At 44.3% G+C, this 23,423-nt stretch carries 14 protein-coding genes; 3 read left to right on the forward strand and 11 right to left on the reverse strand.

Annotation, left to right across the window (positions count from 1 at the left end; translation table 11 throughout):
• The first annotated feature begins 377 nt into the window (after nt 1-377).
• Complete coding sequence (locus ED652_RS10165; protein ID WP_122054650.1) at nt 378-4,223, forward strand: reverse transcriptase domain-containing protein; 3,846 nt, start codon at nt 378-380, stop codon at nt 4,221-4,223.
• A complete protein-coding gene (locus tag ED652_RS10170) occupies nt 4,220-4,729 on the forward strand; it encodes a hypothetical protein (RefSeq protein WP_122054651.1) in 510 nt (169 codons plus the stop codon). The genes ED652_RS10165 and ED652_RS10170 overlap by 4 nt, the downstream gene beginning before the upstream one ends.
• A gap of 233 nt (nt 4,730-4,962) precedes the next feature.
• Here the strand turns inward: ED652_RS10170 and ED652_RS10175 are convergent, their stop codons facing one another.
• Together ED652_RS10175 and ED652_RS10180 are read right to left on the reverse strand one after the other, a co-directional pair.
• The gene (locus ED652_RS10175; protein WP_065105133.1) at nt 4,963-5,976 is read right to left on the reverse strand and encodes a LacI family DNA-binding transcriptional regulator; all 1,014 of its coding nucleotides are present in this window, start codon (nt 5,974-5,976) and stop codon (nt 4,963-4,965) included.
• Nucleotides 5,977-6,072: 96 nt separating this feature from the next.
• Nucleotides 6,073-9,147, reverse strand: coding sequence for a GH116 family glycosyl hydrolase (locus tag ED652_RS10180; protein WP_122054653.1), 3,075 nt, complete (start codon nt 9,145-9,147; stop codon nt 6,073-6,075).
• Between the two features lie 64 nt (nt 9,148-9,211).
• On the opposite strand from ED652_RS10180, the gene ED652_RS10185 reads away from it, so the two are divergent.
• The gene (locus ED652_RS10185; RefSeq protein ID WP_122054655.1) at nt 9,212-10,159 is read left to right on the forward strand and encodes an aldose 1-epimerase; all 948 of its coding nucleotides are present in this window, start codon (nt 9,212-9,214) and stop codon (nt 10,157-10,159) included.
• Nucleotides 10,160-10,232: 73 nt separating this feature from the next.
• On the opposite strand, the gene ED652_RS10190 is transcribed toward ED652_RS10185, so the two are convergent.
• The 9 genes from ED652_RS10190 to ED652_RS10230 form a co-directional block, all read right to left on the reverse strand.
• Nucleotides 10,233-12,647, reverse strand: coding sequence for a glycosyl transferase (locus ED652_RS10190; protein ID WP_122054657.1), 2,415 nt, complete (start codon nt 12,645-12,647; stop codon nt 10,233-10,235).
• 108 nt (nt 12,648-12,755) lie between these two features.
• The gene (locus ED652_RS10195; RefSeq protein WP_009846155.1) at nt 12,756-13,847 is read right to left on the reverse strand and encodes an ABC transporter ATP-binding protein; all 1,092 of its coding nucleotides are present in this window, start codon (nt 13,845-13,847) and stop codon (nt 12,756-12,758) included.
• Entirely contained in the window at nt 13,847-15,196 is a 1,350-nt protein-coding gene (locus ED652_RS10200; protein WP_065681028.1) for a GH1 family beta-glucosidase, read from the reverse strand. The genes ED652_RS10195 and ED652_RS10200 overlap by 1 nt, the downstream gene beginning before the upstream one ends.
• A gap of 17 nt (nt 15,197-15,213) precedes the next feature.
• Nucleotides 15,214-16,107 carry a carbohydrate ABC transporter permease gene (locus tag ED652_RS10205; protein WP_009846153.1) on the reverse strand — a complete coding sequence of 298 codons (894 nt, stop codon included), beginning with the start codon at nt 16,105-16,107 and terminating at the stop codon, nt 15,214-15,216.
• A 1-nt stretch (nt 16,108) separates the two neighbouring features.
• Nucleotides 16,109-17,095, reverse strand: coding sequence for a carbohydrate ABC transporter permease (locus ED652_RS10210; protein WP_009846152.1), 987 nt, complete (start codon nt 17,093-17,095; stop codon nt 16,109-16,111).
• Nucleotides 17,096-17,161: 66 nt separating this feature from the next.
• A complete protein-coding gene (locus ED652_RS10215) occupies nt 17,162-18,409 on the reverse strand; it encodes an ABC transporter substrate-binding protein (RefSeq protein ID WP_009846151.1) in 1,248 nt (415 codons plus the stop codon).
• 18 nt (nt 18,410-18,427) lie between these two features.
• A complete protein-coding gene (locus ED652_RS10220) occupies nt 18,428-19,435 on the reverse strand; it encodes a LacI family DNA-binding transcriptional regulator (RefSeq protein ID WP_012601182.1) in 1,008 nt (335 codons plus the stop codon).
• Between the two features lie 442 nt (nt 19,436-19,877).
• Nucleotides 19,878-21,896, reverse strand: coding sequence for a methyl-accepting chemotaxis protein (locus ED652_RS10225; RefSeq protein WP_122054659.1), 2,019 nt, complete (start codon nt 21,894-21,896; stop codon nt 19,878-19,880).
• A gap of 198 nt (nt 21,897-22,094) precedes the next feature.
• On the reverse strand, nt 22,095-23,384 hold the full coding sequence (locus ED652_RS10230; protein WP_102291500.1) for a carbohydrate porin: 1,290 nt from the start codon (nt 23,382-23,384) through the stop codon (nt 22,095-22,097).
• Nucleotides 23,385-23,423: the final 39 nt, after the last annotated feature.

The following is a 23,423-nucleotide window of genomic DNA, read 5'->3' on the forward strand; positions in this document are numbered from 1 at the left end:
GGTTTGGCCGCCAAAAGAGAAATGTCGCATGGATGCGACATTTTTCGTTTCTGGCGTATATGAAAAATCAACTCAGTGATTCGAACCAGTGATTATGAAGGTTTGTTAAAATTAACGGACTTTAAACAGGGTTAGCTGGTAGTCGGGTCATAGTCGCAGAGCGGCTTCGTTCAACTCGTTTTTAGACATTTCTGTGTCAGTGAATTTGCTAATTTAGCTTTTGACGGATTATCAGGGGTATGGCAAAACCTCTGTTCGAGTGGCCAGTTTTCTCATCCACTACAATGCTCTGCACTATCACAAAGATAAATTCTTATTCATATAAGCGCAATAAACGCGGTAACATATAAAAAGTCGTAATTTAAAGCGTTGTATCTATGTTACTCCACAAGAAATATAACAAGATCTTACCAACGGAAGACTTCATATCTGATGAAGTTATCCTATCAAGTGCTTGGAAAAAGTCTCACCAACATATCAGAGGGGTCAACTGGTATGTCGACGGTTTAGACTTAGACAAATCTGCTCTTGAGCTTGATTTAAGGGTTTCCTCTCTGTCAGAAGCTCTTAGGGAAAACGACCTTGAGTTATCTCCTCTAAAGTTAATACCTGCGCCAAAGTCACACCCATGGAAATTCAAAAAATCGGATGATGAATCTACTCTCACTTGGACTCCAGAAAACAAAGATAGTGAAGAGGATGATTCTGATAACCCTCGATTGCCAATGAGGCCTTTGGCCCATGTTTCGATAGATGACCAGACAATTTTTACAGCATTGATGATGCTGCTAGCTAACCATGTTGAAACTGAACAAGGAGACACTTCTACTCTGTTCTCTGACGTGCACGATAAGGGTTTAATAAACTACGGTAATAGGCTTCACTGTAAATATATTGATGACAATGCATCATACTCTTGGGGTAACAGCAATACTTATAGTAAGTTTTTTACCGACTATCAGCGCTTTCTAGAGCGACCTATCTACTTTGGTCGTGAAGCTAAACGAGTTAAAACAAGCAAAGAAGAAATCTATGAAATTCATTTAGACTTTTCTAAGTTTTACGACTCAGTTGATCGGACGATACTCACAGGAAAAATCAAGGATCTGGTCAAAGAAATAACTGGCAAAGAAACTGATGAATGTATTAGCCACGTTCTAGATCAATTTAAAGATTGGGAATGGACAGAAGAATCTCAAAACCTATATACAGAGGTGTGTAAAAATGAACACATACAGACCCTAGAAGATAATCAAGGCATACCTCAAGGGCTCGTCGCGGGTGGTTTTTTAGCAAACATTTACATGCTTGATTTCGACAAGGACATTGCTGAACTGATAGGTCAATATCTAGATGAAAACGAAAACATATTACTAGTAGATGCTTGTCGTTATGTGGACGATCTAAGACTTATCATCAAAACAGATAGAAACGAAGTATCTGAAAATGAAATCCGTGAAGTGATAGCAGCTCGTTTCAAACCATATCAAGATAATTTAGGCCTTATCCTTCAACCCCAAAAAACCAAAGTTAAAAAATTCAGTTCTAAAGAAGGAGCAATCTCATCTAAGCTTGCACACATACAGAATAAGCTTAGTGGTCCAATGCCACTACATGAACTAGATGAACAACTGGGACACCTTGAAGGACTAATTGAACTAACAGATAACCTTGAGGTTGAAGACTGGGATAGTAACGAAGTCGAGAACGATTGTATAAGTGAGTTAGCTTTTATTGACAGAACTTTCAATGATGTACGTAAAGATACTCTCCTCCGTTTTACAGCCAACAAAATCCATTCACTTCTTCGCCAAAAGCGCAGCATGATCGCACAAGAAGTTACCCCTTCTGGAGAACCTATTCCAGGGGCATGGGATTATCTGCAAGAGAGAATGGCCCGAAAACTAATATCAAAGTGGACTAAAGATCCTTCTCTTTTGCTACTTCTAAAAAAAGGACTAGAACTATTTCCGCATGCTCGAATACTGCGTCCAATCATACAAAGCCTTGAGAATATCCGAGACCAAGATGACCTCGCTCTTACCACTTTCGCTGAGTATTGCTTAAGTGAAATACTTCGTCACTCTGCTACCGCAATACATACAAAAGATAGGTGGGCGTTTCCTGCTCATTCCGATCCAGAAAGCTACTTTGAATGCCTAGAGGATTACGCATGCAGTAAATTCGAAGCACTAGATTCCTTTGAGGAAGCATTCAAAGAACAGATTTTGTTCTTTAGTCTTGTTCGTAATGACTCACCTCTTAAAGAGGTTATTGATAGCGAACCATTTGATCTAATTACCCAGCTACTAAATGGTTTCCGCAACGTAAACCTCAAGCAAAAACCTACCGAGTTCACTACAGCGGTTTTACTAGCCAACCAACTAGCACTGGATAAACGAAAGGTCTTGCGTTCTGTTTCAAGCTCATTGGAATCGATCTATAGTCGGCCTGCTCGCCCGACACTTTCCCCCCATTCCCAAAGAGCTAGACAGTTAAATAGAGGAGATCTAAGCGATATATGTAAAAGACTTATGCTCAATAGTCCTGATCTCTTTGAGCAATTATACTTAAAAGCGAAATCAACTGACCTAAAATGGCCTAAGAAAGCTCATCTTTTTGCCAACTATCTTGGGTTAAATGATTATGCAAAAATCAAAGGAAGTCTATCGTCCTACAATAATAAGTCGGTATCACTTCTTTCAGTAATCAGAGCAGATGACAATCCATTTAAGCATGAGAATGGCATACTTAAACTCGTTCAATCGTCACTAAATGAAATAGATAAAAACAACTTCGATACACCTATAGACATTGCGAACACTAAGGTTCGATGTAGTGACTGGGATGACTTATTGAGACTAAAATCATCTTGTGAGCTGAAGGTTGAGTTAGAGTATTTTGGCGACGATACCGAGTTATTTCACACTCCCCCTAAGTGGCTAACAGATGAACACAAACCCCTCTATTACATTGGGATGTTCATTAGAAGCTGTCTACTTGGGTCTGTCGACTGGAGCAGCAGCAATAGCCTTCAGTCTGAGAAGCCTGCCTATCGGGGTATAAAGTCCAATATGCTGAAAAGGCAGATCGGAATGATGCATTCACCCGAAGCATTTGGTGCTAGTAAATCGCCAATGAGTGATTGGTTGTCTACATTATTGTTCAAGCTATTACAGTGGCCAGGGGTTGAAAGCAACAATAGCTTATTTTCATGGCCGAAAACTTGGACTCTAGGCGAGCTAGAAAAGTGCATAAACAATCGAACTGGTGACCAAGCTAGGTCATATTGTACGCTCTCCAACATGCCGACCTATACAGAGAAGGTTAGGTTGGATTGGCCAAAAGACAAGAAGCACTTAAATGTTGTGATGGTTCAGCCACTTCTACCTTTAACAAAAGACTTCGATCTCTATGGTTTAAAATTAGATACACCAACATACCGAGCTAAGCATAGAAGACACGTAGCTTCCGTTTCAGAGTTAGTCTTACACAACATAGCTAGCGTCGATAGTGTAAATGAAACTCCAAATCTTAAAGGGAAAGTTGATCTTATCGTTTGGCCTGAACTTTCTGTTTCACCCGATGATCTGGACATTTTAGAAAGGCTTTCAGATAAAACGGGAGCTATTGTTTTTGCTGGAATTGGCTTTAGTCACATTCATAACGAACGTGACCTCAACAATTCAGCTATGTGGATCATCCCAAATAAAGGAGCCAATGGCAGGAGGTTTATTAAACGCCTTCAAGGAAAGAAAAACATGACTGTTGATGAGGTAAACCAAATTACACCTTGGAGACCATATCAACTAATCGTAGAAATGATTCACCCTGCTTTTGAAGAAAAAGACGGCTTCAAGCTGACAGGCTCTATATGCTATGACGCCACAGATATAAAGCTAAGTGCAGACCTGAAAGATAAATCACACGCGTATATTATTTCAGCGATGAACAAAGACATTGCGACCTTTGACAGCATGGTTGATGCGCTCTTTTATCATATGTATCAGCATGTTGTACTAGTTAACAGTGGTGAGTTTGGTGGGTCAGTTGCGAAAGCTCCTTATAAAGAGCGATTCCATAAGCTCATTACGCACACACACGGTTCCCATCAAGTATCGATATCTACATTTGAGATGAATATGTTCGATTTTAGAGATTGCGGTCAATCACTTAGAACCAACAAGAAAACAAAGACACCACCAGCAGGAAGCATAAAATGATTTGCCTAGACACCAACGCAGCTCAGCTTTTGACCTTTGAATTTTGGAATGAACGTGCTGATATCATAATGGCAATTGTTGCCATTTTAGCTTTGATACTTACGCTAAAGCAACTACGGTCAGGTCGGCTGGAATCTCGAAGAGCGACCGCTTATGCCACTTACCAAGAGTATTTGAAAAACTGCGCAGAAAATCCCAAATTAGCCTATGGGAATAGAAACGAAATTGTTTTAAATGGGGTTACTCAAGAAGAGTACCCGTGGTTTGTTTCACAAATGCTATTCACATTTGAACAGGTTCTAGAAACATCAAAGTCTGACAAACAATGGAAAACAGCAATACGCTCGCAGCTTGAAAGACATGCATGGTACTTAGAAGATTCAAACACCATAAAACGAAAAGAGTGGAGTGACGAACTAACGGCTTTAATAGGTGTAGCTATATCAAACTGGCAAATTAAGAAGTGTGCGAATGTGCAAGATGAACCTGTAACGAATGCTTATTAGTTCCAATCTTAGGTCAACAGGATGTTGGCCTAATAAACCTTATGAGGTTAAACCAATACCCAAACACAGTTTGGGGCAGAAGTGTTTTAGCTTACCTGCCCCATATTGAACAGTGTGAATGCGCAAATATCAGCAGTGAGGATAGCTTTACTCAGCGACATTCCTGCACCACGGTTCGCACTGACATCAATACGAATCATCAAGGGCGCACCACCTTGATGCTTTTCTTGAAACTAACGATACAATGATTTGGTCGACTCTCTGACGATTAAATCAATCGGAGGCAACCTTGCTTCATGCCTCTCGCCAGATAACAAGTTCAAGATCGACTGAGCACACACTCCACCAATCTCTTCAATCGGCTGTCTTAATGTCGTTAACGCTGGTGTGAAATACTTCGACGTTGGCAAGTCATCAAAGCCAATCACAGACACATCTTCTGGCACTTTATAACCGTGGTCAGACAGCGCCTTAATCGCACCGTAAGCCGTTTGGTCATTAGCAGCAAACAAAGCAGAGAAGTGAACCTTAGATTCAATCAACTCTACCGTTTTCTCGTAGCCAGATTCACTACTGAAATCACCTTGTTTAACAAGTTTTGGCATTACTTTTATACCCGCCTCTTGAAGTGCTTTCTTATAGCCTTCAAAGCGATTACCTGCATCAGGCTGGCTTGATAAGCCCTTGATGTGAGCAATATTCACATGTCCTTGTTGCAGTAAATGTAGGGTTGCCATATAGCCACCCAGCACGTTGTCGATATTGATGGAGCGGACATTATTCTCAACAAAATCGTAGCCAACCATCACGATAGGGATATCTTGTGCATACTTAGCAATCTCTTCCTGCGTAATGCTTCCTGTCACGATGATCATGCCATCCACGTTACTTTTCGCCAGATACTCCAACGCGTGCATTTCTAACTTTTTCTGCCAATGCCCTGTTGCGATCACTAATGAATAACCTTGAGCAATCAGCGTTTTCTCCATGTCATTGAGGATACGACTGGTGTAGGGGCTATCAGGGTGTTGCACTAAGACACCAATAGTGAGCGAGCGTCGGTTGGTGTTTTCTTGCATTTGGAAGTTAGGTTTGTAGCCCGTATCTTTAATGGCTTGCTCAATGTTTTGGCTTTTATCATCCGACACATAAGTGGTTCGATTAAGGAAGCGAGACACGGTGCTGGGAGAAACACCAGCCAGTCTTGCTACATCGTATACTGTTGTTTTTTTTGTTTTAGTGCGCATCTCGATACCCTAATCAAGTGACATTCGGGGAGCTTTAAGCTCCCCATCAGTTTCAACCTGCATACCACTGCTTTCGTTGAAAATCGTGTCATTAAGTTAATACAAGTAGGCGAAGATCATCCCCGGTCTAAAGTAGCGACCAGCCGTGTATTTCAAGCCAGTACTCAGTAGCCATTTGTGCAAGCCAGCGAGCTTTTCTAACGGGATTTCACCGCTCAACATTTTAACAAAATTATCAGTATCTTTCGTCAATGTTGGGTTGATACGACCGTCAGACAGCACACAGTTTTGATATTTAAGTACACTTAGCCAGTTTTTCGCATCACTTTGCGACAATTTAAATGCTTCTATAAGATCTTTCTCATTGACAGACACAGAGCAATTGAACCCCTCTGGCGCTGCAAATGGAATTTTCGAATAGTCATAGAGTACGGTATACACGGTATCCATCAATGTTTCTGCTTGCTGCGATTTACCTGCTAAATTCAACGCTGTAGCCACACTAAACTGAACACCAATCCACACATCTTGTGCCTGAAATGCTTCATGTGGTGAACCATCGGCTAACGTCATATTCGCAACACCCAGCTCAGGACTGTTAATTTCGAAGTTATGCTTATAAACATAGTCCAATGCGCGTTGGATATTATCTTGCGGGAAAATACCTTCTAAACCGATGAGCTTAAGGTAGCTGTCAGCCAACAAGGCATCGCCAAAGCTGTTGTCGGAATCTGGCACTAAATCTAAGTATTCTTGTGTAAAAGCTTGTGGCGCGGTCTCACTCAGCAAGCGTTTCTTAGAGACTCTTTGAGATACCTTACTGATGTTGATGGAGGTATCCGTTTCATTTAGATAGGCATTGAGCGTGTTCTTGTCAGCAATCGCATCACCCGTCAAAGTCAGGCCTAAGGTTTCCAGAGCTTGATAGCCAGAACCGGTTAGATGCTTGGCTTGAACTGGCGTCACGAAGAAGTGGTAGTAACCCTCTTTCTCATCCCACAAGCTTTGCTCAACCGTCGCTAGCGCCTTTTGAGAGCGCGTTAAATAACCCGCGGCTAACTCGCTTTCATTCATCAATTTTGCAAGTTCGCTTGCCGCTTGTAGACCTGCCACCCAAAGGCTCGCGCAGTAAATAGAGATGCCGTGAGACGCAAGGTTATCAAAGGTATCGTCTGTGCCTCGGGTTAGTGGTAAATCATCACCTTCAGCAATCAAGTTCGATAAGAAATCGATGCTTTCAGTTACGGCTTGCCAGCACTCTTTAACCACAGAGATATCTTGAGTGTTTTGATAATGGCGGTACACCATCAGAATGTATTTCGGCGCTAAGTCCTTCCATTCTTTCACGTTGTGCCAACTGTAAGCGTCTGGCTGGATGTCGAATGGACTGCCCAAGTCGTGGATCACCGCACCTCGAATGGCACGCACGCCTTGGTACTTGTCATCAATCAATTCGGCATTCGGCGTCGCTTCATATTCCCAGTATCGGCGCTCGGTAAAGTCTTCCGCCAAAATGGCTTTAGAGAACGCTTTCATCACACAGCCATCAAGCTCAGGCAACAGATAAAGCAATGAGAATGAACCGTAGAAGTACACATCCAGAGAGTTAAAGAATGGGTAGTCGACACACTCTTTCACCAAGAATTTATCTTCTTTATCCCATACCGTTGATTCGGCTAGGAAGGACAATGAGTTCATCGCCATCGTCGCATAACGCAGTGCCGATTCTGGCTGCGATATTTTGCTTTGAGCTTGTTCGAGGAAAGCCGTTTGTTGTTCGACGATCTGTTGCTCAATCGCTTCTAGCTCTGGCAATACGTCTTCTAACATCGGCAGAGCTGGTTGCGTTTGCGGGTAAAATTGCGTGTAAGCCTTATCTGAATACCAACCATTAAGCATGACTTTGCTGTGCGCCATTACCTGTGCAAAACGCAGATCAACAGACTCACCCGCTTCCAATTCAACCTGAACCACCACCAATGCGCTCAGAGCTTCACGCCCTGTGTAGATACCAGTTTGAAACTCAGTGTTTGTGCGGCCTGTTTTCAGTGCGAACTCTGTTTGTTGAGCACTCTTAGAGGTGTAAAGCGTTGGCTTAACAGAAATCGAGACCTTGCCAGATTCCGTCAAATGGTTATCCGCTTGAACACCAAACACCACCTCGCCTTCAATATCGCTCTGATAAGGCGATTGGCTAGACAGCTGAACACCGGTAAAGCTGTGACTTTCGCCTTTTAAGTTAACCACTTTATGCTGCTGAGCGATAGGATTTTGAGATAAGGTACAAGCCGAATCTTGAATGCCATCGCGACCTTTTTGATAGGTTGAACCAATCAAGTTTTGTAGCGGTTGAGCAAGCGTAATCACGCGAGTTTGCGCTGAATTATTGGTTAATTCGAAGTGATTCCAGTGCATCGGTAAAGAACAAAGGCGTTTGTTCTCTTTAACGATCGGAGATACTACCTTGCGTTTTATATTAATATTTTCGAAGCTACTGTATTTATATTCAGCCAATGGATACAAAGCTTGATATTCTATATCTCTGCCATTAACACTATCTATATCATTATTATCACCCGCGGTAAGTGATAATAACTTCGTTGTATAATTTATTAGTAAACCATTAAAGAAATCTAAGGCGACATATAATTGACAAATTGTTGAAGCAGAATCTTCTTCAATCAATAATTGAGTCTTATTTGAAAATTCAACGTTCCACTTTGTAAAGTTAGCTTTATTTTCTTGGTAGAAGCGACCATTTTTTAATGCTGCTCGAATCAGGTTAATCGCATTCGATATGTTTTTGCTTTCTATCTTGTTGCCATCAAACAAGGCAGGATAAAAATTCAGGTGAACGCTCAGCTCTTGCTCATCATTGACTTGCAGCGTATCGATGGTCGGCACATTCATCACCGACGCATAAAAATCATTAAAATTAATAACTTGCTCTGAACAGTCGACAAATATTCCCGGAATAAAACTGAAATTGGGTGTTTTGCCGTTTGGCGTCAGTGTAAATGTGTTACCAATTCCGCCCACCGCCATACCGGTATTTTCTGGTGTGGTAGAAATTGGCGTGTACCAAGGTTGAATAAATTCAACTGCATCACCTTTTTTACATAAATGTTCCGAATTTCCTGTGTAGCTCGTATATGGAATTTTATTATTCATTTTAAAACCGCCATTGAATATTTTTTTCTTCTTGTTAATATCTTTTTAAAATGGAGACATCAACATGTTTAAAATTATAAATGAAAAATTTGGAAATATTGACTCAGTCACATTAATAAACCACCAACATGGTATAGAACTTCAAATAATCAATGGATTTGGTGCTGTTATTAATAAATATACCGTAAATAACAGTCCATTCTCTTTTATTTGTGGTTATCAGAATTATGATGAACTGATCAACCAACATCCGTTCTTTTCCCGCAGTGCTAAATTATTCCCTTTTCCAAACCGTTTAAACTTAGGTCGTTACAGTTTCGATAACCAAAACCATCAACTCCCAGCTAACTTTCCTTGGTCTGATCACGCCGTACATGGCCTGCTCTACAACCAACCTTTTTCAATCACAAACAGCGTAGCCACTGAAGAATCCGCCAGTGTGACGTTGCAGTATCAAACGTCATCTTTGCATCCTGCTTTCCCGTTTGCGTTCAACCTTGAAGTCACTTTCACTATCGATATCACGGGTAAACTCACTTCCTCAACGATCGTCTCTAATCTTGGTGATTCTGCATTCCCATTCGGTGATGCTTGGCACCCTTATTTCTCACTCGGCACTGAGCTAGCACAATGTGGACTCGCTATGTCGCCTTGCTCTGAGGTCATACACGAAAACGACCTACCCAACGGTGAAAAACTGGCTTTTGACCGTTTGTCTTTGGGTGATTCACTCACCAATCAAAGCTTAAATCACTGCTTTGAATTTGATTCCAAGGCAACCAACCAACTTGCGTTTACACGCTCAGATTCGTCTGCCGCTATTCGCTATCAACAAGATGCAAGCTACCCATTCGTTCAGCTGTACACGCCGACGAGCGAACAAAGTATTGCAATAGAACCAATGACTTGCCCAGCTGATGCATTCAATAACCAGATAGGCTTATTGACGCTTAGCCCGAACCAATCTCAGACCTTTACTTGGCAATGCCAAGCCAGCTATCAACCACAGTGATGCAACCAAAATAAAGCGACACTAAAGAGAAACCAAAAAGCAATAAAGGGCGCATAAAGCGCCCTTCTCTTTGTTAACCTAAAATCACCTCGATGGTGTGTTCACCAGATGTAAACACTGGCGCCTTGTTACCTGAAATCGGGTCACCATTGACCTTCATTTCAACCACACCCTTACACACGTTATTCGGGTTAGTGACATGAATATGGTATGTCGCACCACGGAACTGACGACGGACTTTGAACTCTGGCCACTCAGCAGGAATACATGGGTCCACCAACAAGCCATCCACTTCAGGGCGAACACCCAGAATCCATTGCGTACCCGCAACGTATGTCCAAGATGAAGTACCTGAAAGCCATGCATTTCGGCCTAAACCAAACTGCTTATGTTCGTCACCCAAAATGTTTTGTGGGTAGCAGTAAGGCTCAGATTCGAAGGTATCGATGTCGTCGTTCTTAGAAGCCGGATTAATCTGACGGTAGTACTCGTAAGCACGTTCGCCGTTGCCCATTTTCGCTTCTGCGATCATCACCCAAGGGTTGGAATGCAGGAATATACCGCCGTTCTCTTTCGCACCTGGTGGGTAAGTCGAAACACCACCTAGCTGCGGATCAAAGCCGTTGTAACCAGGAGTTGAAAGCTTAATGCCATTCGCTGTATTCAGCTTGTTGTAAACCGAATCTAGCGCCTGAGTTGCACGTTCTTGAGTCGCGAAACCAGAGATCACAGGCCAGCTTTGACCGTTGGTGTAGATCTGCCCTTGCTCATTTTTATGAGAGCCGATTGGCAAACCTTGCTCATCAAAGTAACGAACAAACCATTCGCCATCCCAACCGCACTCATTCACCGTACTCTGCATCTGTTGGTACTGATCGTTAAACTTAGCCGTCAGTTGCGCTTCGCCACGCAGCTCACACAAGTCCAACATGTCGAGCAGTGCTTTACCGTACATGTTCGCCACCATCATCGACTCGGCACCGGTTGGCAGGTTTACCGTGTCATTCCAGTCAGCAAAACCTAATAACGGTAGGCCGTGTTCACCAGTATTGGTGTAGGTAAATTCAATCGCGCGGCACAGATGGTTCCAAACCGTTCCCGTTTCAACAGGGTTGCCCGCTTTGTCTTTTTGATAGAACGGGATCTCTTTATTCAAGAAGTCTGCATTGCCCGTTTCTTTCACATATTGCGTCACCGCGTAGATGATCCACAGGTGATCATCACCGTAGTAATCCGGACGATCTTCCTCTTCACGAGAGTCACCGGCGTTCGCTTCCATCGTTGATGGGAAGAACTGATGCATCGCAGAACCATTGGTGTTCTGAACAGACAACAGACGCTCGATGAACTCACGCGCCTCTTCCGGCATGTGGGTAATTACGCCCAATGTATCTTGCGAAGAATCACGGAAACCGATGCCACGAGCACCATAGCCAAGCTGATACAGAGACAAGTAACGAGACCAGTTTTTGGTTGTGTGACACTGACGTGGGTTATGTACGTTCAGCATCGAGTTCATTGCTGGGTCTGGCGTTTCAACCTGAACCGCTTGTAGGTAACCATCCCAATGTTCAGCCAGTTCAGCGAAAGCAGAATCGACCACTTGATGGTCTCGATATTTAGCCAACAGAGGAAGTGCGGCTTCTAGGCTCTGTTCTTGCGCGATTTGTACAATCGTACGTTCGGTCTGCTCTGGAGATAACCAACCTAGACGCAGGTTCAGTGCGCCAATGTTGTCGCCACGCAAACACTCGGTGTTGCCTAATTCATCATTGTTTAGTGCTTCTGGCGCTGCCCATGTACCGTAGCCCAAATTACCTAGGAACGATTGGCGATCACCATCAAAAGACGTCGCAGGGCGATCCGCTGTCATCAGATTCACTGCGTAATCGCGCTTCATGAAGGCATACTGCTCAAGCACGGTATGACCCGACTCTTGCTGGTGCGCTTTTAGCGTCATGGTTTGTGGAACCCAGTCCGCATTGAGTAGCTGTTTAAGCGCATCGAAGTGCGTGAATTCGTAAACAGGCACCACATCAACGTGCAGTGCTTTGTCTGAAATGTTGGTGACTTTGATGTCTTGTAGCAGTACTTGGTCAGCTTTTGGTACAAAGAACGTCGCTTCACAACGTACACCGAAGGCTTCTGCAATGATGGTGGTGTATGACAAACCAGTGTGGTTTTCGAACTTATCTAACGGCTTCAAGGTTGGCGTGTAGAAAGGTGAGAACACCTCTACGTTGCCCGCTTCGTCACGTACCTTGAGGTACATGGTCGAGCCTTTAAAATCTGAGTTTGGCAGTTGAGCAATGTACTTAGTGATACGGTTAAGTGCAGGATCGCCCTTACACAACAGGACGCCACCGTTGCTATCTACAATACCACCGAAATCTAATGTGCCGACATAGTTACACCATTTGATCGGTGTACACGGTGTGGTTGCTACGTATTCTTTGTTTTTATCGTCAAAATATCCGAATTTCATCATCACTATCCCTAGCCCCTCCCAAATCAGGAGGAGCCAAAACAATTTGTCGTAAGTTGGTTGGTGTCAGCTCAATGGCTGATTTAAATTGACTGGCTAGCTCGTAATTGACTAGCTCGCTAGCGAGTTCTCACTCAGAGCATCAAACAAGTGGAAAGCATCCAAATCCAAGTAAAGCGTCAGATCTTTTACATCCACTTCAGCCGCTTGGGTTTCAACCATCAGCGGTTGACCGCCAATTTCTGTTTTCAGAAGAATGCTTGCCCCCAGTAATTCCTTGTCTTTGATTTTCACAGGGAATGGCAGCACGCGGTCGTGGTCAACTTGCTCGGCACGCAGGTGAATGTCTGTTGGACGAACACCAAAATGCAGCGCTAAGTTCTTAGATGCCAGAGACTTAAAGCGCTCAGGCAGTGGGATATGAACATCGCCTATTTCAACGAAGTACTCGCCTTCTTTTTCAATCAGTTTTGCTTCCAACATGTTCATTGACGGGTTACCAATGAATTGCGCGACAAACTTGTTTGCAGGACGCTGGAACACCTCGGTTGGTGTACCAACTTGAGCAACATAACCGTCTTTCAGGATCACGATGCGATCCGCCAGTGTCATCGCTTCGATCTGATCGTGGGTTACGTAGATCGTAGTGGTTTTAAGCTCGCGGTGTAGGTGTTTGATCTCTTCGCGCATCACGCCACGAAGTTTTGCATCTAGGTTAGATAACGGCTCATCAAACAAGAACACTTTCGGAGTACGAACCATCGCACGGCCCATTGCTACACGCTGACGCTGACCACCAGAAAGCTCTTTTGGCTTACGGTTCAGTAGCGGGTCAAGCTCTAGCATTTTCGCTGCTTTTAGCACTTCTACGTCGATTTCTGCTTTTGGCATGCCCTTCAGTTTTAGCGCAAAGGCGATGTTCTCGTACACCGTCATATGTGGGTACAGAGCGTAGCTTTGGAATACCATCGCCAAGTCACGGTCTTTCGCGTCGACTTTATTCATCAACTTGCCGCCAACCACGATGTCACCAGAACTGATGCTTTCAAGGCCAGCTAGCATGCGTAGCGTTGTCGATTTACCACAGCCAGATGGGCCAAGGAAAACCACGAACTCACCGTCTTCAACCGTAAAATCAAACTCTTTGACGACTTCAACATCACCGAATGATTTTTTGATGTTCTTAAATTCTACTTTAGCCATTATCTGTTCTCCTCAGCGCGCTCTAGCAGCATATTTCGGTACGCAATTGCACTCTGTTTCAATGTTCTTTCTTGGGTGGTGTAGTCAACATGGACAATGCCAAAACGCTGGCAGTAGCCAAATGCCCACTCAAAGTTATCCATCAGGCTCCAAGCGAAGTAACCGTCGACTTTCACACCGGCTTCAACCGCGTTGTGAACCGCCTCGATGTGGCCTTGGAAATAACGAACTCGTTGGTCATCCATCACTTGTCCGTTTACACGTTCATCGTTGCCCGCTGCACCATTTTCAGTAATGTAGATAGGCGGCATATTTTCGTAACGAGCATCCAGTCTTACCAATAAATCGGTTAAACCTTGTGGGTTAATTTCCCAACCGATATAAGTGTGTTCTGCGTCAGTCTGTTTTACTGATTCAATGTCGCCGTTCTCATTGAAGCGAGCGACATTGCGTGTGTAGTAGTTGATACCGATGTAATCGACCGGTGCGCTGATGATGTCTAAATCACCTTCAAGGATCATCGGCATGTTCATCGCTTGGCGCTCAACCACTAACTGCGGGTACTCGCCTTTTAATACTGGGTCGATGAACCAGTGGTAGTTCTCGGCTTCGCAGTAATCTGCTGCCGCTTGGTCTTGTGGCGTCAGCGGGTAAGCTGGCGTCGCGTTGAATACCACACCATGCTTAGCATGAGGGGCATTTTTACGAAGGATCGGCATAGCCAAACCGTGTGCCAACATTAGGTGGTGAGATGCTAAGTAGCCCTCTTTTTCACCCTTAATACCTGGCGCGTGTTCGCCCCAACGGTAGCCTAGGAATGCAGACACAAACGGTTCATTGAGCGTGGTGTACACGTCAATGTTATCGCCAAAGTACTTACTCACCACTTCTGCGTATTCTGCGAATTTGTAAGACGTTTCTCGGTTTAGCCAGCCGCCTTTATCTTCAAGGTATTGCGGAAGATCCCAGTGATAAAGTGTCACATACACCTTCATGCCACGAGCATGACACTCATCGATGATCTGACCGTAAAACTCTAAACCTTGTTGGTTCACGACACCGTCTTGTGGCAGGATGCGCGGCCATGCAATAGAGAGACGGTAAGCATCAACGCCTAAGCCTTGAATCATCTCAATATCTTGTTGCCATAAGTGGTAGTGGTCACACGCCACATCACCACTGTCACCGTTATCGACCTTGCCCGGCGTCTTACAGAAAGTGTCCCAGATAGACGGTGTACGACCGCCCTCTTCAACGCCGCCTTCAATTTGGTATGAAGATGTCGCGACACCGAATACAAATTCCTTACTGCGTAACTTTGAATCACTTGGAAGTTGATATTTATTCATTGTTATAACCCTTAAACCTAACCTTTGACTGCGCCGGACGTTAAACCACTGATCATCTGTTTCGATGCGAACAAGTAAGTAATCACGAGCGGTAAAATAGAAATTGTGGTGCCTAGCATTACCGCGCCCCATGGCGTATTCGGAATACCTTGAACACTTCGAAGTGCTTGCGTAATGACATAGTTATCTGGGTTGTTTAGCACAACGAGAGGCTGCATGAACATGTTCCAGAAGAAAACGAACTGAACAATCGCCAGTGTTGCCAGTGCAGGCTTCATCAGTGGCAGTACCACGCTCCAGTACGTTCTGAACTCACCAGCGCCATCCAGTTTCGCCGCTTCAAGTAGCTCTTTTGGAATCGATGCAATCACGTGCTGACGCATCAAAAAGATACCAAATGGTGTGGTGGTGAACGGTAGCCATACCGCCATGTGGTTATCCAACAAGCCTAAGAATTTCACGATCATGAAGTAAGGGATCAAGCTAAGCACAGGCGGAATCGCCATTGAGCCAACCAGCATGCCGAACAGCACGTTCTTACCGCGGAACTTAAACACAGCAAACGCGTAGCCACCCATGCTACAAAACAGCAGCGAGATGGTGGTGCCTAAGAAAGCCACGTAAATCGAGTTAAACATCGCTTTCCAAAACGGCATGATTTCAAGCAATTTGGCGTAGTTAATCGCCAGGCTATCGCCAATCGCAAAGCTAATGCCCGTACCGAAAATTTCAGAACGGTCACGCGTTGATAGCAGTGCTGACCATACAAATGGAAAGACTGTAATTAGCGCTGAAACAACCAGTAAGATACCTAGCATGACCATCAAGATCTTAGTCAGAATGAACATGCTGCGTTCACTTGGTATCAGTCCACTTAGTGGTGAGGTATTTGTCTTAATTGATGTCGACATCTTAATGTTCCCCTAAGCCTTTCTTACCGAAGAGTAAAAATTGAACCAATGTACAAGTCGCGATGAGTGCAAACAGTAACCACGAGATAGCAGATGCTGTACCCATTTCTAACCATTCCCAGCCCACTTTGTAGAGGTACATCGAGATAGTTAAACCAGATTGGCCAGTACCACCTGTACCACGTGTTAGTACGAACGGTTCTTCAAACATTTGCAGGTTACCGATGATGGTCATCGTGATAGCAAAGAAGATGAATGGACGAATCATTGGTAGTGAAATGTTCCAGAAGCGGCGGAAGGCATTGGCACCATCCATACGCGCGGCTTCTAAGATGTCTTTAGGAATCGTCATTAAACCTGTGGTGTAAAGGACGATGTTAAAACCGGTGTATTTCCAGAAAACCATGATTGCGATAGACGGCTTCACCATAGTGGCATCGTCTAACCAACGGATGGGTTGGAAATCGTTAACCCAAGCGAATGCCCAACCAAACAGCGTGCTATCGGCCAGCGCCATTAGCGTTTGGTTAATAATTCCTGAGTTAGGAGAGTACATATTGAAGAAAATCAGTGACGCTGCGACCGTTGATGTAATGAACGGTAGAAAGTACGCCGATGTTAGCCAGTGACGCATACGGTCACCCATTGAAACCAACATGTAAGCCACTGGAATAGCGACTAAGTGCTGAGCCACGCCTGAAGTGATCGCTAGCCAAAGCGTGTTCTTCAATGAACGCCATAGCCATGGGTCCGTTAAAGCAATGTGATAGTTCTCAAAACCAACGAACTCCATCGCATCCATGCCTCTTACCGGGTTCCACTCGTGGAACGACAGGTAAACAGAGAACAACAGCGGGAAGATCCCAAATACAGAAAAAATGATCAGAAACGGCAGAAGAAATCCATACGGTGTAAGCGCTTTCAAATTTAGACGAGAAAAAAGGCTTTTGTCCGCAGGTTCTATCGTTGTGCTCGCTGTATGATTCATAGTAACGACCTCTTAAAAAGGAAGCGCGTTATCCACGCTTCCTCACTTACTTAAAATAAAAACAAATTAAAGATTACGCGTGCGACGCTTGATTAGACGCTCTGCCTCTTTAAGCGCCGTCTTGATGTCTTTGCCTTCATCAAGCACTTCCATCAATGCGTTCTCTAAGATAATAGAACGTGCAACGTGGTCGCCTTGTGCTGGAGAGACTGGTTTGATGTTCTGTGCCACTTCAGCAAACAGTAGACGAGCTTTTTGCCCACCTAGGAATTCCATCTCTTCTTGGAAAAGCTCATCGTCATACGTGGTGATGTTCGCTGGGAAAGCAGCAATCGTTTCGAAGTGTTTAAGCTGTACTTCACGATCCGTCGTCATGTATTCAATAAGCGCCCAAGCTTCATCTGGGTTTTCTGATTGAGTTGGGATAGATAGGAATGAACCGCCCCAGCTGCCGTAGATACCATCAGGTAGGTTTTCTACTGCCCACTTACCTTTAGTTTCAGGAGCAATCCAGTTGTTTAGGTGACCAAGAAGCCAAGCGCCAGAAAGTTGAGTTGCAAATGTGCCGTTGCGGAAGCCTTCGTACCATTCGTTAGACCAAGCCAGAATGCGGCCGTCTAAGCCTTTGTCGCGAATCTCTTTTGCGACTTCAAAAGCATGAACAAAACGCTCTGATGTCACGACTGGATTGCCATCTTTATCAAAGTACAGACCTTCACCTTCAGGAACCGTCGTGAAGATAATCGCTTGTGCCACGTCGGCTGCCGAAGCGATAAGTTGTACGTTTTGTTCTTTCAGTTTTTCACCAGCAGCGATGTATGAGTCCCAATCTTTGATTGCGTCTTCTACATTAATGCCGGCTTTTTCGAACACGTCAGTGCGGTAGTACATAACGCCAGGACCAAGGTCGACAGGGATTCCGTACATATCGCCATCAGCGCCTTTGCCCTGTGCCCATGCGTAAGGTGCGAATCGTTCTTCGTACTTATCTGCACCGTAGTTTTCAGACAAGTTAACTAGGCCGCCAGAACCCACGAATGGACCAATTTTCTCAACGTCCACAACAATCACATCACCCGCACCAGAACCCGTTGCAAGGTTCGTTGTCAGTTTCGTGTGGTGGTCACCGTGGTTGTTCATAAGGTAATCAACTTTGATACCCGTTTCCTTTTCGAAATCAGGCAGTAATACCTTCAGGCTGCTATCGAAATCAGGGAAACCGTCGAAACGAATTTCTTTGTCTGCTGCATTTGCAGCTGTTGTACCTAATCCTAAAGCAACCGCGCATGAAAGCGCTAAGGTCTTAAATTTCATGTTCTATCCTTAATATTTTTATAGGGTAACTGGTAAATCCGATACCGAGTTTCTAGTGACCAACGTCGGCAGCAATTTAAAGTTCACGTCATGTTTTATTTTCTTTAGCTTTTGCAGAGTGAGCTGCACAGCTTCAATGCTCATCTCTTCAATTGGGAAATTAATGGTGGTCAAACTAGGGGTCAGATAGCGCGCGAAGATGGTGTTATCGAAGCCCACCAGTGATACATCTTTCGGAACTGACAGCCCCTCTTGATGCAGCACCTCAAAGGCGCCAAATGCCATGTGATCATTCGAAGCAAATACTGCGGTGAAATGACACTTACGATTCATCAGCTTCTTCATAGCACTGATGCCCGTCTCTTCAGTAAAGCCCGCTTCCGAGACTAAGGCTTCATCGTATGGCACACCCGCTTCTTCCAAGGCCTTTCGATACCCCTGCAAACGCCCCCTAGCGTCTGCTTTATCTAAAGGCCCGGTAATACACGCGATATCTGTATGTCCCTTTTGCAAAAGATATTGAGTAGCGAGTAGCCCCCCGACTTCGTTATCAATATCAATACAACTCATCGCCATTTCTGGGATGAAGCGGTTAATTAAAACCACAGGGGTCCCCTGTTCTTCCAATTCAATTAAATAATCATCACTGAGCAATTGAGTATGAAGAATCAAAGCATCAACACGACGCCCCAGCAGAAACTCCACAGACTCGCGCTGCCCTTGTTCGGTGTTCGAACCCGCTGTAACCACAGCGTGATAACCAAAGCGGCGCAGGTTTTCTTCTATGCAATGCAAGATGCCTGAATAGAAAGAACCGCCAAGTTCAGGAACAACAACACCAACACTACCGGTACGACTTGACGCCAAAGCTTGAGCGATAGAGTTCGGGCGATAACCCAATTCTTTGATCGCTTTTTCAACCTTTAATTTCTTGTCATGACTGACTCTGCTAGTGCCATTAATAACTCTAGACACTGTCGCCTGAGACACACCTGCATGTTCTGATACGTGTTTAATTGTCGCCACTCGAACCTCGATACTTCATTAGCTTGTAACCGCTTACAAAACGATTATTAAAGAAAGGCGTCTTGGTTGAAGTGAGTGTCATCACACTAAAGTTGGAGGTAAAAAGGCCAGTTGTGGAAATCATGAAAGCGCTTACAGATTAACTTCACGCCATGAAACTATTTCATGAGATTATTGTTTATATTATCAAGATGGCGTTCGATTACTTACTCGCCAGATCAAACAAGTACACCAAAATCCATTTTTCTGAAGCGTAATTTGTTGATGAATCCGCAGCTGAAGGCAATATACACGGGGAAAGTGGCCTTGTTATTTCAATGGCCTTTCGAAATTGTATGAGAACATTTCATCTCATGAACACTCACATTAATGCTCCGCTGACCCGACACAAAAATGCCCAGCAAAAAGCTGGGCATGGAATCATTAAGACTCAGATAGATGTCTAATCCTTATTTTCAGATGGCTTCGGTAACTTAAATTCTTGAGTCAGTGAGAATTGCTGTTGCGACATGATTTCTAATTGCTGACCATGGGAAAAGAGTACCTGTGAACGTTGGGAGTTTTCTTCTGCCAATTCATGTATCTGGCTGATACTTTGCGTCACTTGGGATGCGACAACTTGATGCTCTGTGGTCGCCGTTGCGATCTGATGGCTTCTTTGTTCGACTTCATTGAGCAAGCCATACACGGTCGATATGGATTGATTCACTTCACCCGTTTGCTCAACACATTGCGCCATATCTGCAACGCACTGATTGATTTGTTCAACAGCCAATTTAGAACTGTTTTGAAGCCGTTCAATTTTATGGTGAATCTCTTGCGTTGATGCATTGGTTTTTGCGGCTAACACTCTCACTTCGTCGGCGACCACAGAGAACCCTCGACCTTGCTCGCCAGCACGAGCGGCTTCAATGGCTGCATTCAATGCCAACAAGTTAGTTTGTTCTGAAATACCGGAGATCACATCAAGAATAGAACCAATGCTGGCACTCTCTTTCTCAAGTTTGTCGATTGTGCTTGTTGATTCTGCCAACTTACTTTCCAAAACGCCCATTAGGTCAACATTCTTGCCCATGGTTTGTTGCCCTGCGCTTGAACTAGTGACAGCCGATGTCACCAGTGTCAGTGTTTGGTTGGCCGCTTGAGTTATTTCAGTCACGGAACATTCGATCTGTTCCATCGCCGTTGCCACCATTACGGTTTGATTGGTTTGGTCTAACATCGCCTCACGCAATGAACCACTGGTACTTTGATTATCTAGTGACGCTTCCTTTAAATGCAGCGATGATTGGCGCATGTTTTCAATCACGTGTGTTAAGTGACTGATCACCAAATTGACCTTGTCGCTCACTAAACCAAATTCATTATTGGCTTGATATTGAACCTGATAACTCAGGTCTTTGTTGGCGACTTGGTCTAAGGCACCTTGTACCAACTTGCTTGGCTTACGGATGCCTTTTGCGATATTAACGCCTATCAAAAGCGCAATCAGAACCGATACAATCGAAATAATTACCTGCATCAAAAGGGCTTGATTGGATGATTCCATCGACTCTTGATACAGGTTTGTTGCGGTGTGTTCGGCGTACGTAGAAAGTTCGTCGAAGTACCCTAGCTGCACATCAATCGCCTGTTCAATTTCAGCTCTTTGTTCAGCTATCGACTCATGCAACTTAACGGTTTCCATGTGCGTAGACACTGAGCCTTGCGCTGAAAAGGCATGGGAAGCGAGCAGTGACAAAGACTGCTTGCTCCGCCGCACTAAAGCCGGGGCCTGCGCCTCCAAATTGGCAACAGCCTCTTTAAATCGCTCGTGACGACTTTGTAGGCGTCGCTCTACTCCACGAACTTCCGATGACGTTTGCAGTGAAAAAGCCTCATTGGCTTCTGCCGCAATCAAGCTCAATTGAACCAGTAATGCTTCTACTGCTTTTTGCGTTGCATCTGAGCTCGCGCTCGCCAGTTGATTCACCAAGGTATTATTGAGTTGACCCACTACCGATTGAAATTGTGCCTGCTCCATCGAACCGAGGTCTTTCGTATCCAAATAAGAAACGTATAAGTTTAAGGTCTGGTCTATCTTATCGATGGTGGCAACGCCCGTTTCATCAATATTCTGGAGTATGGATTCAAGAGACGACCCTGCCGTGCTCTTGCCTTCAAACCAATTCAATTGCAGCTGATAATGCTCAATGTTATTTACAACAACTTGTTTGAGTGGCTCTAACTCATCAACATAATCCGCTGATAAATAAGGAATTGAGCTTCGGTTAATATCCAAAAAACGGATGGTAAGCGTAGAGGATTGGAGCATTAAAGGGGTGGCTTGTTGAGTGATGGTTTCGATGTGTGAGGTTATGTTCTTATTGCTGCTAATACTCAACCATGCGCTACCCAGCATGATCACGATCAGCGTGAAGAAACCTAAATAAACTCGAGACACAATGGAAGAAAGTCTCATCGTTATTCCTTGATCTAGTGGCGAAAAAAAGGGCACATAAAATGTGCCCAAGAATGGAGTTATTTAACGTGCCCTAATCAATCTGCCTTTAGGGCTAAAATGGACAGTATGTACTTACTATTTGTAACGTATGGCTATTTCAACATGAACGCTTTGAAAATATGCCTAATTCAAAGCGTTGCTCTTTCTATCTGTTGATTACCACCAAGCTTCAAACATTGCGCCGAACGACAATGTATCAACATTGGTTGTCTTCACTGTGTTGCCTTTCGTTTCTACATCACCCACGGTTGTGTAGAAGCGAAGCATTGGACGGCTCCAAGGTAAGCCACCTAGAGAAACGTTTTGAGACAGAGTTACTTTCCACGCGTTCTCTTCACCGTCGTCATCGTAATCAACCATGCCGTAGCCCGCTTCTAACCAAGTAGAATGAACATCATCCCATTGGTATTGTGGACGAACGATACCCGCGTATTCAGTATTCTCACGATCTAAGTCTGAGCCAGAATTGTCTTTGTAAGACACTAAGTAATCGATGATGAACTGTTCAGATGCCGCGTAGCTACCCTCAACACTTGCATACAAAGTCTGATAATCACCTTTAAGGTCATATACCGATGAATCTGCACCGTCACCATACTTAACAACCAGCTTGTTAGACTCACCCAAACCTAATGTTGCACCTACTAGGTATGCCGTTTCATCACTGACTTTTGGATCACCCGCTACGTCTGAGTCTGCTTCATCTGAAGCAAAACCATAGTTAGCATAGAGGTCTAGTTGGCCGATACCCGCGTTAATTGAGTGAAGTTTAGAAGTAATTGCGTATCGACCGTTGTCATTTACGAGGCCGCCTTTCACTTGGCCTACAAAGCCCATATCTAGCTTCGCACCGCCGAAATCTAAGTTGTTAAAGCCAGCACCTTGACCATCGTGTGTCATCCAGAAGTAATCGTTCAAACCTTGTTGCGGACGTTGATGGAAGTCGCGACCAGCCCACATGTAAAGTTCTGGTTGGCTTTCAAATACATTGGTTACACCAGCGTACATTTTTTTCATGCTCAAGCCGCCGTCGTCAGCCCAAGCGTCAGCTTCCCAGTGGTCAGCCATGAATACGATGTCCCAGATAGCGCCATTGTCAGCTTCGAAAAGCTTAGCTAGCTGAACCTCGCCACCATTAGCTTCGTTACCTAAACGACCGACAGAACGGCCTGTTGTACCGATGTCTACGTAACGCTCATCACCACTTTTGTAGTGAGCGCCGTAACGAGCGTAACCAGAGAAGACAATGCCATCTGGCACATTCGTTTCTGAAGTTAGAACCGCTTGTTGTTGGTCATCAGTGTACTTGATGTCTCCAACCTGAGATTCCAACTCTTGGATTCGTTGTTCTAGAGCAGCAAGATCCGTTTCTGCAGCGAAAGAAGAGAGTGAAGCAAGCGAAGCCGCCACTGCGACCGTTATTGGCAAAAGCTTAAATTTTTGCATTGTAATTCCCTATTATTTTTTTGAGTTTTCATCGAACAG

Origin of the sequence: Vibrio sp. Evd11 (assembly GCF_900382755.1) — a bacterium.
Taxonomy (GTDB): Bacteria; Pseudomonadota; Gammaproteobacteria; order Enterobacterales; family Vibrionaceae; genus Vibrio; species Vibrio lentus.

Bases quoted from the DNA above. Each gene is read 5' to 3' on its own strand.
- ED652_RS10165 (WP_122054650.1), top strand. From the start codon at position 378: ATGTTACTCCACAAGAAATATAACAAGATCTTACCAACGGAAGACTTC.
- ED652_RS10170 (WP_122054651.1), top strand. From the start codon at position 4,220: ATGATTTGCCTAGACACCAACGCAGCTCAGCTTTTGACCTTTGAATTT.
- ED652_RS10175 (WP_065105133.1), bottom strand. From the start codon at position 5,976: ATGCGCACTAAAACAAAAAAAACAACAGTATACGATGTAGCAAGACTG.
- ED652_RS10180 (WP_122054653.1), bottom strand. From the start codon at position 9,147: ATGAATAATAAAATTCCATATACGAGCTACACAGGAAATTCGGAACAT.
- ED652_RS10185 (WP_122054655.1), top strand. From the start codon at position 9,212: ATGTTTAAAATTATAAATGAAAAATTTGGAAATATTGACTCAGTCACA.
- ED652_RS10190 (WP_122054657.1), bottom strand. From the start codon at position 12,647: ATGATGAAATTCGGATATTTTGACGATAAAAACAAAGAATACGTAGCA.
- ED652_RS10195 (WP_009846155.1), bottom strand. From the start codon at position 13,847: ATGGCTAAAGTAGAATTTAAGAACATCAAAAAATCATTCGGTGATGTT.
- ED652_RS10200 (WP_065681028.1), bottom strand. From the start codon at position 15,196: ATGAATAAATATCAACTTCCAAGTGATTCAAAGTTACGCAGTAAGGAA.
- ED652_RS10205 (WP_009846153.1), bottom strand. From the start codon at position 16,107: ATGTCGACATCAATTAAGACAAATACCTCACCACTAAGTGGACTGATA.
- ED652_RS10210 (WP_009846152.1), bottom strand. From the start codon at position 17,095: ATGAATCATACAGCGAGCACAACGATAGAACCTGCGGACAAAAGCCTT.
- ED652_RS10215 (WP_009846151.1), bottom strand. From the start codon at position 18,409: ATGAAATTTAAGACCTTAGCGCTTTCATGCGCGGTTGCTTTAGGATTA.
- ED652_RS10225 (WP_122054659.1), bottom strand. From the start codon at position 21,896: ATGAGACTTTCTTCCATTGTGTCTCGAGTTTATTTAGGTTTCTTCACG.
- ED652_RS10230 (WP_102291500.1), bottom strand. From the start codon at position 23,384: ATGCAAAAATTTAAGCTTTTGCCAATAACGGTCGCAGTGGCGGCTTCG.